At 60.8% G+C, this 12,513-nt stretch carries 11 protein-coding genes and 2 pseudogenes; 8 read left to right on the top strand and 5 right to left on the bottom strand.

Going from position 1 to position 12,513, the window contains the following annotated elements; genetic code table 11:
* Positions 1 to 139: 139 nt before the first annotated feature.
* The gene (locus CAFEA_RS10520) at positions 140 to 1,693 is read left to right on the top strand and encodes an alanine/glycine:cation symporter family protein (protein WP_063937171.1); all 1,554 of its coding nucleotides are present in this window, start codon (positions 140 to 142) and stop codon (positions 1,691 to 1,693) included.
* Between the two features lie 145 nt (positions 1,694 to 1,838).
* Here the strand turns inward: CAFEA_RS10520 and CAFEA_RS10515 are convergent, their stop codons facing one another.
* Positions 1,839 to 2,165, bottom strand: a complete 327-nt coding sequence (locus CAFEA_RS10515) for a heavy-metal-associated domain-containing protein (RefSeq protein WP_063936943.1) — start codon at positions 2,163 to 2,165, stop codon at positions 1,839 to 1,841.
* A gap of 285 nt (positions 2,166 to 2,450) precedes the next feature.
* On the opposite strand from CAFEA_RS10515, the gene CAFEA_RS10510 reads away from it, so the two are divergent.
* The 3 genes from CAFEA_RS10510 to CAFEA_RS10500 all read left to right on the top strand — a co-directional run bounded on the left by CAFEA_RS10510 (position 2,451) and on the right by CAFEA_RS10500 (position 6,876).
* A complete protein-coding gene (locus tag CAFEA_RS10510; protein ID WP_034997583.1) occupies positions 2,451 to 2,660 on the top strand; it encodes a heavy-metal-associated domain-containing protein in 210 nt (69 codons plus the stop codon).
* 170 nt (positions 2,661 to 2,830) lie between these two features.
* Positions 2,831 to 5,167, top strand: coding sequence for a heavy metal translocating P-type ATPase (locus CAFEA_RS10505; protein ID WP_063937172.1), 2,337 nt, complete (start codon positions 2,831 to 2,833; stop codon positions 5,165 to 5,167).
* A gap of 485 nt (positions 5,168 to 5,652) precedes the next feature.
* A complete protein-coding gene (locus CAFEA_RS10500) occupies positions 5,653 to 6,876 on the top strand; it encodes an IS256 family transposase (protein ID WP_290183522.1) in 1,224 nt (407 codons plus the stop codon).
* Between the two features lie 11 nt (positions 6,877 to 6,887).
* On the opposite strand, the gene CAFEA_RS10495 is transcribed toward CAFEA_RS10500, so the two are convergent.
* Positions 6,888 to 8,113 (bottom strand): IS3 family transposase gene (locus tag CAFEA_RS10495; RefSeq protein WP_143313387.1). Its coding sequence is split into 2 segments (ribosomal slippage): positions 6,888 to 7,834 and positions 7,834 to 8,113, totalling 1,227 coding nucleotides; the frame shifts between segments, so codons are not numbered across the junction.
* Between the two features lie 156 nt (positions 8,114 to 8,269).
* Here CAFEA_RS10495 and CAFEA_RS10490 point away from each other — a divergent pair.
* A complete protein-coding gene (locus CAFEA_RS10490) occupies positions 8,270 to 8,551 on the top strand; it encodes a metal-sensitive transcriptional regulator (protein WP_063936936.1) in 282 nt (93 codons plus the stop codon).
* Between the two features lie 615 nt (positions 8,552 to 9,166).
* Here the strand turns inward: CAFEA_RS10490 and CAFEA_RS10485 are convergent.
* The 3 genes and pseudogenes from CAFEA_RS10485 to CAFEA_RS10475 form a co-directional block, all read right to left on the bottom strand.
* Positions 9,167 to 9,376, bottom strand: a pseudogene (locus tag CAFEA_RS10485) (aa3-type cytochrome oxidase subunit I); the annotation flags it as partial.
* A gap of 120 nt (positions 9,377 to 9,496) precedes the next feature.
* Positions 9,497 to 9,820 carry a ferredoxin gene (gene fdxA, locus CAFEA_RS10480; RefSeq protein ID WP_063936937.1) on the bottom strand — a complete coding sequence of 108 codons (324 nt, stop codon included), beginning with the start codon at positions 9,818 to 9,820 and terminating at the stop codon, positions 9,497 to 9,499.
* Between the two features lie 271 nt (positions 9,821 to 10,091).
* Positions 10,092 to 10,373: a cupin domain-containing protein gene (locus CAFEA_RS10475; RefSeq protein WP_253704894.1), complete on the bottom strand. Its 282-nt coding sequence runs from the start codon at positions 10,371 to 10,373 to the stop codon at positions 10,092 to 10,094.
* Between CAFEA_RS10475 and CAFEA_RS10470 the strand changes: the two genes are divergently transcribed.
* The 3 genes and pseudogenes from CAFEA_RS10470 to CAFEA_RS10460 all read left to right on the top strand — a co-directional run bounded on the left by CAFEA_RS10470 (position 10,260) and on the right by CAFEA_RS10460 (position 12,422).
* Positions 10,260 to 10,505 (top strand): hypothetical protein, encoded by a 246-nt coding sequence (locus CAFEA_RS10470; RefSeq protein ID WP_172796702.1) that lies wholly within the window; start codon positions 10,260 to 10,262, stop codon positions 10,503 to 10,505. The two genes, CAFEA_RS10475 and CAFEA_RS10470, sit on opposite strands and share 114 nt — an antisense overlap.
* Before the next feature lie 65 nt (positions 10,506 to 10,570).
* Positions 10,571 to 11,296 carry a glycosyl hydrolase family 65 domain-containing protein gene (locus tag CAFEA_RS10465; RefSeq protein WP_076590083.1) on the top strand — a complete coding sequence of 242 codons (726 nt, stop codon included), beginning with the start codon at positions 10,571 to 10,573 and terminating at the stop codon, positions 11,294 to 11,296.
* A 251-nt stretch (positions 11,297 to 11,547) separates the two neighbouring features.
* Positions 11,548 to 12,422, top strand: a pseudogene (locus tag CAFEA_RS10460) (fructose bisphosphate aldolase).
* The last annotated feature ends 91 nt before the right edge of the window (positions 12,423 to 12,513 follow it).

Genomic DNA, 12,513 nt, shown 5'->3' with positions numbered 1-12,513 from the left:
CAGAACGGAATGTTTTCGGTGTCGGCGCATAATTTTTACACCAAAAGTGACCCAAAGCACAACCAGATGGCCTATGTTCTCTAGATACCTGCAAGGTTTCCCGAATAATTCTCAGCACATACCCCTTTAGGAGGGTCCCGTGGAAGGTTTTATCGACACCCTCAACGGCGTGATTTGGTCCAACGCTCTCGTCTATCTGTGCCTCGGCGCAGGCGCGTACTTCACGCTCGCAACCCTGTTCCTGCAGATCCGCTGCCTGCCGGACATGATCCGCCAGCTCAAGTCCGGAGAAAGCTCTGAGCAGGGTATTTCCTCGTTCCAATCCCTGATGATCTCGCTCGCCGGCCGCGTCGGCGTGGGCAACATCGCCGGCGTGGCCACCGCCATCGCGTTCGGCGGCCCGGGCGCGGTGTTCTGGATGTGGCTGGTGGCCCTGCTCGGCTCCGCCACCTCGTTCATCGAGTGCTGCCTCGCCCAGATTTACAAAGAGACGGACCGCGACACCGGCGAGTACCGCGGCGGCCCCGCCTACTACATCGAAAAGACCTACAAGCACACCAAGGCCGCCCCGTTCATGCTGGTCTACGCCATTATCTTCGCGGTGTGCATGCTGCTGGCAACGTCCTACTTCCTGCCGGGGATTCAGGCCAACGGCGTGGCTGCGGCCGTCGATAATGCATGGGGCATCAACATCTGGGTCTCCGCCACCATCATGACCGTGCTGCTCGCGTTCATCATCATCGGCGGTGTCAAGCGCATTGCGAACTTCGCCTCCATGGTTGTGCCGTTCATGGCCGGCATCTACATCATCATTGCCATCGTGGTGCTGTTCGCCAACGCTTCCCAGATTCCCGAGGTCTTCGGCACCATCGTCCGCGCCGCCTTTGACAAGGAAGCCGCGTTCTCCGGCATGCTCGGCGCCGCCATCATGTGGGGCGTCAAGCGCGGCATTTACTCCAACGAGGCCGGCCAGGGCACCGGCCCGCAGTCTGCAGCAGCAGCCGAGGTCTCCCACCCGGCCAAGCAGGGCTTCGTCCAGGCGTTCGCCGTCTACATTGACACCCTGTTCGTCTGCTCCGCCACCGCCTTCATCATCATCTCCACCGACATGTACAAGGTCTTCGAGGGCCAGTCCGAAGACGGTGCGTTGATCTACGAGGGCTCGCTTGCCGACGGCATTCCTGTCGGCCCCGGCTTCGTCCAAGAAGCCCTGAACTCCTTCTCCGCCGGCCTCGGCCCGTCGTTTATCGCCCTGGCGATCATGTTCTTCGCCTTCACCACCGTGCTGGCGTACTACTACATGGCAGAGACCAACTTCACCTACCTGAACCGCTGGGTGAAAAACGAAAGCGCACGTAAGGCCATTATTTGGGTGCTGCGCGCCCTGATCCTCGTGGCCGTCTTCATCGGCGCAACCACCACCCCGGGCACCGCCTGGGCGCTCGGCGACATCGGCGTCGGCGCGACCGCATGGCTCAACATCGTGGCGATCATCTTCCTGCAGATCCCGGCGCTGAAGTGCCTGTGGGACTACCGTCGCCAGAAAAAGGCTGGCATCGACCCGCACTTCGACCCCGAGGCGCTGGGTATCCGCAACGCCGACTTCTGGGTGGAGCGCAAGAACCGCATGATCAAGGCCGGCACCTGGCCGGGCGTCGAGGGCAAGGTCGTCACCACGGCCCGCAACATCTAGCCGTAATCAAACCGGCTACCTAGGCGGGTGTGGTCTGTTTTCCGGGGCGGGGTGATCACTATGGTGATCTCCGGAATGGTGGGGAGTGCTCATGAGGTTCCTTCCGCATCAACCCGGTCGGGGTCGAGATGATGGGTAAAACTGATCAGGATAAGACGGTGTAGCCGGCTTCTTCGATGGCCCGGCGAACCATCTCCGGAGGTACGGCACCGGTGACCGTGACGGTGGAAACACCACCAGCGGCGAGATCAATCTGGACGTCGTCGACCTGGGGGAGGGCCTGAAGGGCCTGGGTCACGCTTTTCACGCAGTGCCCGCAGGTCAGGCCGGTGACCTGGTAGCTAGGGGAGGATCCTCCTGCTGACGAGTCGCTGGCGGCAGGGGTGGAGGCGGTGTCGGCATGTGAGGCGGGTCCGCAACAGCTGCAGCCGTGGGAGGCCATCGGCAAGAGGTGGGGCGGGGAGGTGGTCATGGGAAAGCTCCTATGGGTCGTTGGGATGCGGTAACGCTCGTTAGCATATACCCCCCCGGGGGTACATTTTCAAGGGGTGGAGGGCACGGCCCTCACGCGGGGCAGGGTGTGGTCACCGAGCAGCCTCCTCACTGTCGGGAGGGGGCAGCGGGAGGCGGAGGGCAAACACCGCTCCGCGACCGGGTCCGGGCACCTCCTTGACTGATACCCCCCATGGGTATAGGTTGAAGGTTGTTGGGGCATCTCCACTTCTGCCCCTCAGGACATCAAGGAAAGGATCATCTGATGAGCGCCGTAACAAAGAAGTACATCATCGAAGGCATGACCTGTGGACACTGCAAGTCCTCCGTGGAGGAGGAGATCGGCGAGGTCGCCGGTGTGACCATGGTGGAGGCCACCGTGGATACCGGGCAGGTGACCGTCACGGGTGAAAACTTCACCGACGACGATGTTGTCGCCGCTGTCACGACAGCCGGCTACACCGTCAAGCCCTAATCCCTGGGCCCGGTCCCCGCCTCACGTAGACACGGCCGGGCCAACCCTGCTGGATATGCCCATCAGGCCCAGCCATGCCGGTTCGATATCCCCGACGGTGCATCTGTGGGCGGGCCTTTTGGGACCTCGGAGATGCACCTCACCACTGTTTGCTGAAGGACTGATCACTGATGATTCAAACTCAACCGTCGGTTGACCTATTCCAGGTCGATCTGGGCGTCACCGGCATGACCTGTACGTCGTGCTCAGGGCGGGTGGAGCGCAAGCTCAACAAGCTCGATGGCGTGGAGGCCACCGTCAACTTCGCCACCGAATCCGCCTCCGTCAGTTACGACCCCACCAAAGTCGACGCCGATCGGCTGATCGAAACCGTGCGGGGTGCCGGATACGACGCGTTCACCATGGGGGATCAACACGCCTCCGCCGTGGACAGCGGCCCGGAGGAGGACACCGAGGTGGTCGGTGACCGCCACGAACAGGCCCGCGAGGCCGAGGCCACAGACCTGAAGTCGCGTCTGATCGGGTCGACGATCCTCTCCGTTCCGGTGGTCGCGATCTCGATGATCCCGTCCCTGCAGTTCATGAATTGGCAGTGGGCCCTACTCGTCATGTCCACCCTGATCTACTTCTACGGTGGCGCCCCGTTCCACCGGGCGACCTTAACCAACCTGCGTCACGGCTCGACCACGATGGACACACTCGTGTCTCTGGGCACTACTGCTGCGTATCTGTGGTCGCTGTGGGCCTTGTTTTTCGGCAACGCCGGGCACCCCGGCATGGTCATGGAGATGAGCCTGCTGCCCCGCGATGACGGCATGGACCACATCTACCTCGAGACCATCGCCGTAGTCATCACCTTCCTGTTGCTCGGCCGGTGGTTTGAGGTCCGCGCCAAGGGCCAGTCCTCCGCGGCGCTGAAGTCCCTGCTGGACATGGGTGCGAAAGACGCCGCGGTGATCCGCGACGGTGAGGAAGTCCGCGTCCCGGTCTCCCAGCTGACAGTCGGTGACGTCTTCGTCGTCCGCCCGGGTGAGAAGATCGCCACCGACGGTCGTGTCATCGAGGGCACCTCGGCCATCGACGAGTCGATGCTGACCGGCGAGTCCGTTCCCGTCGAGGCCGCCCCCGGCACCCCGGTCACGGGCGCGACGATCAACACCTCCGGTCGACTGCTGGTCGAAGTCACCCGCACAGGTTCGGAGACCACGCTGTCCCAGATGGCCAAGCTGGTCACTGACGCCCAGGCGAAAAAAGCCCCGGTTCAGCGCCTGGTGGATAAGATTTCCTCGGTCTTCGTCCCGACGGTCATTGTCGTCTCCATCATCACCCTGATCGTCCACCTCGCCCTCGGCAGCGGGGCGAACTGGGCCTTTTCCGCCGCAGTCGCGGTGCTGATCATCGCTTGCCCATGCGCCCTGGGACTGGCCACCCCGACCGCCCTGCTGGTGGGCACCTCCCGGGGCGCGCAGCTGGGCTTGTTGATCAAGGGCCCGGAGGTCCTCGAATCCACCCGTCAGGTCGACACCATCGTCATGGACAAGACCGGCACCGTCACCTCCGGGGTCATGTCGGTCACCGGCGTCCACGCCGCCGACGGCTACACCAACAACGAGGTCCTCGCCTTGTCGGCGGCCGTCGAAGCAGGCTCCGAGCACCCCATCGCCAAGGCGATTGTCACCGAGGCCGAGCGCTCCGGGAACATCCAGGAGGCCACCGACTTCGACAGCACCGCCGGCCGGGGCGTCACGGCCACCGTCAAGGGTCACGTCGTCACCGTCGGCCGCCCCGCCGGCCAGCTGCCCCGTGACCTCACCACCGCCTTCGACCACGCACAGTCGCAGGGCGCGACCCCGGTGGCTGTCTACGTCGATGACCAGCCCGCCGGTGTGGTCGTGGTGCGCGATGTCATCAAAGACTCCTCAGCGGAAGCGGTCGCCCAGTTCCGCAGGCTGGGGTTGAGGCCGTACCTGCTCACCGGCGATAACGCGAAGGCCGCGGCCGCCGTCGCCCAAGAGGTGGGCATCGATGCGGCCAACGTGAGTGCCGAGGTCATGCCGCAGGACAAGGTCGCGGTCATCGAGAAGCTACAACATGAGGGCAAGAAGGTCGCCATGGTCGGCGACGGCGTCAATGACGCGGCCGCCCTGGCCCAGGCCGATCTGGGTCTGGCCATGGGGGCGGGCACGGATGTCGCCATCGAGGCCTCCGATATCACTTTAATGAACAACGACCTGCGCTCCGCGGGCGATGCCATCCGTCTGTCACGTCGCACGCTGGGCACCATCAAGGGCAACCTGTTCTGGGCGTTCGCCTACAACGTCGTGCTGATCCCGGTCGCCGCGATCGGTTTCCTCAACCCGGGGTTGGCGGGCATTGCGATGGGCTTCTCCTCGGTGTTCGTGGTCTCCAACTCCCTCACGCTGCGTAGATTCAAGTCCTCCCACGACAACACAAGTTCCTCACCGCAGCCCGCTCGCCCCTCCGTGCGGCAGCCGGTCACCGCCTAATCCGCATCCTTTGCTAGCGGTAAGGAACCCCGTGTCCTCCTCCTGCGGCTGAGTCCCTCCAATAACACTCAAACCTCCGTCCCCAAGTACCTGCTCCTGACCTCTCCCCCGGCCCCACCCGGCAGGCCCCTCCGGGCTGACAATTTGCCGACTACTTATCCGAATAACGCCACAGGGCGTGGGAACCATGAGGTTCTCACGCCTCATTCCATACCCTCGGGCTTTCCATCCTGATCGACCCGCAACTGACTCAGGACATACCTGCCCCCTTTTTTCAGCAAGGAGACCATTGTGGATACTCGCACCCCTGATTAGACCGTTTCCTCTTCGGGTGGGGCCGACACCTGTCACACCACCCATGGCTACGGTTGCGTCCCTTAGTGTGGTGTAACGCTTGCTGATGGTGGGCCCTGGGAAATACAGGGGCGGCCATCGTCAGTAACCTTTCGACTCAACTACCACATCTCACCGAAAGGCACATGACGATGACCGCTGCACCGCATTCTATCGACCCGACAACCTATCTGGATGATCTGCTCGCTCAAGCCTCCCCGGATCTGATGCGCCAGATGCTGCAAGGGTTTATCAACCAGATCCTCTCCGCCCAGGCCGACACCGTCTGCGGCGCCGAATACGGCGTTGCTTCCACCGAGCGGGTCAACCACCGCAACGGGTACCGCCACCGCGACCTCGACACCCGAGTCGGCACCATCGATGTCGCGGTGCCGAAGCTGCGCCACGGCGCGTTCTTCCCGGACTGGCTGCTAGAGCGCCGCTCACGAGCCGAACGGGCACTATCGACTGTGATTGCCACCTGCTACCTCAAAGGGGTCTCCACCCGCCGAATGAACGATCTGGTGGCAACCCTTGGGATTTCTCACCTGTCGAAATCGCAAGTCTCGCGCATGTCGGAAGAACTCGACGAGATGGTCGCAGACTTCAGAAACCGCCCACTGGATCCCGGCGGGTACTCCTACCTGTCGTGCGACGCGTTGACGATCAAAGTGCGCGAAGGCGGCCGGGTGGTCAAATGCTCCGTGCTGCTTGCCACCGGTGTCAACGCCGACGGGTACCGCGAAATGCTCGGCATGCACGTTGCCACTGCGGAATCCAACGCGTCGTGGAAAGGCTTCTTCCAAGACTTAAAAGCCCGCGGGCTTCGCGGTGTCTTCCTTATCACCAGTGATGCTCATGAGGGCATCCAGCACGCGATATCTGAAGTGCTGCCTGACGCGTCCTGGCAGCGGTGTCGCACCCATTTCGCGAAAAACCTTTACGAAAAGGTGCCGAAAACCCAGTGGCCGATGGTCTCGGCGATGTTCCAGACGATCTTCCAGCAACCCGACGCCCAATCCACCTGGGGACAAGCCCGCGAAGTCGTTGACCTGTTGGAGCCGAAGTTCCCCCAGGTTGCGGCGTATCTGGAGGAATCACTCGATGAGGTGCTGGCGTTTACCGCAGCGCCGAAACCGGTCTGGACGAAGGTGTGGTCAAACAACCCCACCGAGCGGTTAAACCGGGAGATCCGCCGGCGCACCGACGTCGTGGGTATCTTCCCGAACCGCGAATCGATCATCCGGCTTGTCGGCGCCGTCCTTGCCGAGCAACACGACGATTGGATCCAACAAAAACGCTACATGTCACTATCTGCACTCGAGCACACCAAACACCTCATGCACCAACCCAACCCTGAAGCGTCCTGGGTTTAGTTCCGCTTCTTTTACGGCCCTGTGTTGATGGGCTGGGTGAGATAGTACTCGGTTTCTACTTCCTGTGGGGTGGCGTAGTCCAAAGCTTCATGAAGCCGCTTGGTGTTCCACCAATGCACCCACCGCAAGGTGGCCAGTTCGACTTCTCCGACCGACGTCCACGGACCTTGGGCATGAATCAGTTCCGCCTTGTAGAGACCATTGACTGTTTCGGCTAGAGCATTGTCATAAGAATCGCCGACTGTTCCCACACTCGGACGGATTCCGGATTCCGCTAGCGCAGTGGAATACTTCAGTGACACGTACTGGCTGCCCCGATCACTATGGTGAATTAACTGGTTTCCATGAATTCGCCCTGCAGTCGTTAACGCATGCTCCAAAGCCTCCATCGGCAGCGCATCGGTACGCATCGTCGAGCGTGTAGCAACACCAACAATTTTCCGACTGAAGACATCAACTACAAATGCGGTGTAGGCGAATCCCGACGAAGTGCGAACATAGGTAATGTCGGCAACCCACAACCTGCCTGGTGCTTGTGCACGAAAGTTTCGCTGTACTAGGTCTGGGCGATGATCCGGTGCCTTCGGGCTAATCGTTGTCACAGGGGTTCGTCCACGTCTGCGGCCAGAAACACCTGCTAGCTTCATCAGTCGTGCAGCCTTGTCACGACCGATATGAAAACCTTCACGGTTCATCGCGTGCCACATTTTGCGGATACCGTAGACCGAGAAGTTCTCCGCATGCACACGCTGTATTTCTGGGATGAGAAGGCTATCGCTTAAGGCCCTTGCACTGGGAACGCGTGTGGTGGCTTTGCGGTAGCCGCGTGAAGTAATGAATCCACGATCTGCTTGTTTCAGGACTCGGCAGATGGCCTCGACCCCAAACTGATCTTTATACGTGTCGATGTAAGAGATCATTTGGTCGTGGGTCGGTCGAGTTCCGCTGCGAAAAAAGCCGAAGCTGTCTTAAGAATCCCGTTTGCTCGCTTCAGTTCACGGTTCTCTCGGCGCAAACGCTTGAGTTCTTCTTCCATTGTTTCGCTATCCGGCGTTGTGCGGCCATCTCGTGTGGAGGCGCTGTCGCGGTACCACGCCCGCAATGTGTGGCGTGATACGCCGAGGAGCTCTCCGACCTGTTCGTAGGCACGCTGCAATGAGCAGGACTCCAAGCGGACCATTTCGATGATCTGATGGACCGCCTTCTCCTTGAACTCGACGGAATACTTTCTAGGCATAGTTCAATCCTTCCTTAGCTGAGGTAGGAACTAAACCCAGGACGCTTCACCCCCACACAGGAGATGATCATGGTGACCACCACCAGCTAACCGCCTAACAACCCCCCAACTTCATACCGAGCCGAAAGCACAAACGGCTACACCACTACACGGGACTTGACCCATGGCTACATCAACGACAAGGATCGCTATCTCGCCCGCCTCAAGCGCATCGAGGGACAGGCCCGGGGCCTGCGCAGCATGGTCGACGAGGAACAGTACTGCATCGACATCCTTACCCAGATCTCCGCGGTCAATGCTGCCCTACGCAGCGTTGCCCTGGGACTACTCGATGACCACATGAAACACTGCGTCCGTGACGCCGCCAAGTTAGGAGGAGAGGAGGCCGACGCCAAGTTCCAGGAAGTCACCGACGCTATCGCCCGTTTCGCCCGGTGACAGGCCGGGACCCGACCACCACACCCCCGTCGAGAACGGCGGCCAGGCCACTCTGACCGCCCCTGTTGCCGGCTGGAGGCTTCGGAGTCCTGCTGCTGGCGGCGACATGATCGGGTTGATGGCCACTGTTGCTGCTGGTCGAAAAGATCGCGCCACTGAACAACCTTGACCACATCCCCACCTGCAACATCAACCGGTGCTGTTGCAAAGTTGGGGGGAGAGCCGCAGCCCTGAAGGCGGCCGACGGTCAATGACCTCGAGCGCTATCCTAACCACGATCTGCGCGCACTTCAGGGTTTTCGGGATCAGGGACAACAGCACCGCTGCGATTAGATGTATCTCTAGCCCTCTGTGTGCACGCAAGTCCGGAGTTTGTCCGACGATAGCGGGGTTAATGAACCCTGTGGGCGTTGTGGAAGATCCACCACTCGTACAAGCACATCACCGCGGCGACGCCCTCCCAGCAGCCGACGGCGAAACACCATCGGCCCCGCCGGCGCCGCTGCTCAGGAAGCCAGTGGAGTGGCACTCACAGACCTCCGAGACTGCGCCGACAGAAGGCGCGCCTCCCCTGCCCCGTGGGGGCCGTCTCTGCATTCGTGCGTTCAGCGCCCGTTACCTCACGCCAGCATGGTCGTCCTCCGGGGCGCCGGTCTGCGTGGTGTCGGCACGTTCGTCGCGTGCGGTGACATGCCCCTCGCGTCGCATGCGTTCAACCATGTGCGGGTAGTGCAGTTCGAACGCAGGCCGCTCGGAGCAGATACGCGGTAGCGAGGTGAAGTTGTGGCGCGGCGGCGGGCAACTAGTCGCCCACTCCAGCGAGTTGGGTGCTGTTGCAAACAGGAATTCCAAATAACTAACTATTTGTTAGTGTGCAGCACAACGCTGGTACCGGATCCGCCGTTTTCGTCGAAAACGCGAGTTTGCAACAGCACCTATCAGGTCCTAGTTCTGGTTCTGTGGCGGCAGCGCCGCGACGAGCTGGACGTCGAAGTCCTGCGGACCCAGGCTGGCGGCACCGCCTGGCGAACCGAGGTCGTCGAAAAAGCCGGCGTTAGCGTCGATGTAGTCCACCCACTTGTCTGGGACATCGTCTTCGTAGAAGATGGCCTCAACCGGGCAAACGGGCTCGCAGGCACCGCAGTCGACGCACTCGTCGGGGTGGATGTAGAGCATCCGTTTGCCCTCGTAAATGCAGTCCACGGGACATTCTTCGACGCAGGCTCGATCCAGGACATCAACGCAGGGCTGGGCGATTGTGTAGGTCATCGGATCTCCGATACTACGGATAAAGACGTGGAAAATAGGTTCACTGTCATCCTACTAGCTCCCCGATCCTTCACCAATGGGCACATATCTTCGATTACCCCCGCCGCCAGTAGCGGTAAGGATAGTGGAACCGGTCAGCTGGTCACCGTCGCATGCTGGTACAAACATCAGCGACAGGAGGCCGGTGATCGAACGGTGCCGGTCCATGGTCTCGCCGCGAAAAACGGACCCTCGGCGGGCTCAAACACCCCAGGGGAAGTCCCTATCTTTCTTATTGCTTCAGTTTGGCAATGGTGATCAAAACAGCGGAGTCCTCGATTGCCTCGAGGCTGTGCCGAGATCGCGGCACGATCAACAGATCACCGCTGCGACCTATCCAGGTCTCATCGCCCGTCCTGAGTTGGACACGCCCTTGTAGGACATAAATCGTGGATTCATCGTGATTGTCGCGCTCTCCGAGCTCGGCACCCTGACGTATCCCGACGACGGTCTGCCGCAGAACTTTTTCGTGTCCGCCGAAGACGGTATCGGCGGCACGAGCACTAGGGGCGATGACGGCCTCTTTAAGTTGCTTGCGGGCGAGGGCCTCGATCGATATTTTGTGCATATAAACAACCTTTCGGAGCCGGTCTGGGAAGCATCGAATGGTGAGGAGACCATGTTTTTGTTCATGCGCTTTCTCTGATGGCCCAAGAAGTTAACGCAGTACGTAAAAAGTGGACTCTGACGTGTCAGTGGTAGGGATCCTCCGTGGGCGGGCCGATGCGCAGGATAGCGGTCAGCGCTTGGTTTCGGTTACTGACATCGTACGGCAATATCGGTCGGCTCGACCTGATCCTGGAAGCCGAAAACGACACCACCAATCGGTATAAACTGGCCAAACAGGCCGACGTACTGATGCTCATCTATCTGTTGGGACCAACCGGTGTCATCAACCAACTCGGCAGGCTCGGTTATTCCTTCTCCGAAACTGACCTGAAACGCACCGTAGAGTACTACGTGTCCCGCAGCTCAGAAGGATCCACACTCAGCCGGGTGGTCCATTCCTCGGTGCTCTCCCGCTTCAACGAGGACCGGGCCTGGGCCCTTTTCCGCGAAGCCGTGGTCGCGGACCTGGATGACACCCAGGAGGGAACCACCCGCGCAGGAATTCATCTGGGTGCGATGGCGGGCACGGTGGATATCCTAACCCGCTCTTTTGCCGGTCTTCAGACCGAAGCCAACGCCCTTACCTTCGATCCCCGACTGCGTACCCACCTGGAAAAAGTGGAATTCCAGATCCAGTACCGCGGGCACCTGATCGATGTTGCCCTGAGCATCGATAGTCTCCTGATCCGACTACACCCCAGTACTGCGCCACCCATCTACGTGGGGAGCGCGGGAGCGTATGTGGAACTCGCCGGTGGGGAGTCAACGGACCTATTCGAGGCACGACGCGGCCTGCAGAACAAACCTACCCCGGACCTAACCAGGTGAGAAAACCCATGATGTCTGCCAAGCAGGCCGAAGCCAGGAGCATGACCGGTTCCCTTCGGCGGAGAGCACAGCTGCCGAAGACCCACGCTGGCCGGGCACCACCGGGGAAGAACCGTCATGACGCAGATCCTCGGTATTTACCTAACTGGACTGGAACCGTACCGGGATACGACAACGAGCACAGTTGCCTGGGACCGGGGCACAGTGGGCTCCACGACATGGTCACAACTCGCTAGGCGGAAGGACGTTTCATGGACGTAGGAAAATACGACAAGGTCAGGGCCGGTACCGGCTTCATCGCGGCGTTGGATCAAAGCGGGGGCAGTACCCCGAAAGCGCTGAAACTTTATGGGATCAACGAGGACGCCTACTCCAGTGGGGAGGAGATGTTTGGTCTGGTGCATAAGATGCGCACGCGCATCATTACCAGCCCCAGTTTCGACGGTGACCGGATCCTCGGGGCGATTTTGTTCGAGGACACAATGGACCGCGACATCGGGGGAATGCCTACAGGGGATTATCTGTGGAAAGTCAAAGACATTGTGCCGTTCCTCAAGATTGACAAGGGCCTGGCGGAAGAAACCCACGGGGCTCAGGTCATGAAGCCCCTCCCTGATCTGGACAACCTGCTCGAGCGTGCGGTAAGCAAGCACATGTTCGGCACCAAAATGCGCTCGTTCATCAGGCTTCCCGGGGAGGGGGGTGGACGCTGTCGTTGCGCAGCAGTTCGCGATCGCTCAGCAGATCCTCCGGTTCGGGCTGGTACCCATTGTCGAGCCTGAGGTCGACATCCACAGCCCCCGGAAGATCGAGGTAGAAGACCAGCTCCGGGTGACCCTGCGCAAAGAGCTCGACCAGCTGAAGGAGGACCAGGCGGTCATCCTCAAACTGACGCTTCCCGAAACTGATGACTTCTACCGCGAGCTCGTGGAACATCCGCGGGTGCTGGCACTATCAGGCGGCTACTCGCGCGGAAGCTAACGCTCGCCTGGCACGCAACCCCGGAATAGTCGCCAGTTTCTCCCGCGCCCTGACCGAAGGGCTCACCGTCACCCAGGACGACCGCGAATTCGACGCTGTCCTGGATGAAACAATCGGCACTATCGCGGAAGCCTCACGCACCTGACTACGCCTTCCGAAAAGGCGCGGTGCGCCTGATCAACTGCTTATACAGCGGTGCCCGACCCGGACATGAGCGATCTGGGTCGGGCACCGCC

Source organism: Corynebacterium afermentans subsp. afermentans (assembly GCF_030408355.1).
Taxonomy (GTDB): domain Bacteria; phylum Actinomycetota; class Actinomycetes; order Mycobacteriales; family Mycobacteriaceae; genus Corynebacterium; species Corynebacterium afermentans.
Note: the sequence above shows the minus strand (reverse complement) of the source record. Positions and strands in the feature narration are given on the sequence as shown.

Excerpts from the sequence above, each read along its gene's own strand:
- CAFEA_RS10515 (WP_063936943.1), bottom strand. The coding sequence starts at position 2,165 with ATGACCACCTCCCCGCCCCACCTCTTGCCGATGGCCTCCCACGGCTGC.
- CAFEA_RS10510 (WP_034997583.1), top strand. The coding sequence starts at position 2,451 with ATGAGCGCCGTAACAAAGAAGTACATCATCGAAGGCATGACCTGTGGA.
- CAFEA_RS10505 (WP_063937172.1), top strand. The coding sequence starts at position 2,831 with ATGATTCAAACTCAACCGTCGGTTGACCTATTCCAGGTCGATCTGGGC.
- CAFEA_RS10500 (WP_290183522.1), top strand. The coding sequence starts at position 5,653 with ATGACCGCTGCACCGCATTCTATCGACCCGACAACCTATCTGGATGAT.
- fdxA (WP_063936937.1), bottom strand. The coding sequence starts at position 9,820 with ATGACCTACACAATCGCCCAGCCCTGCGTTGATGTCCTGGATCGAGCC.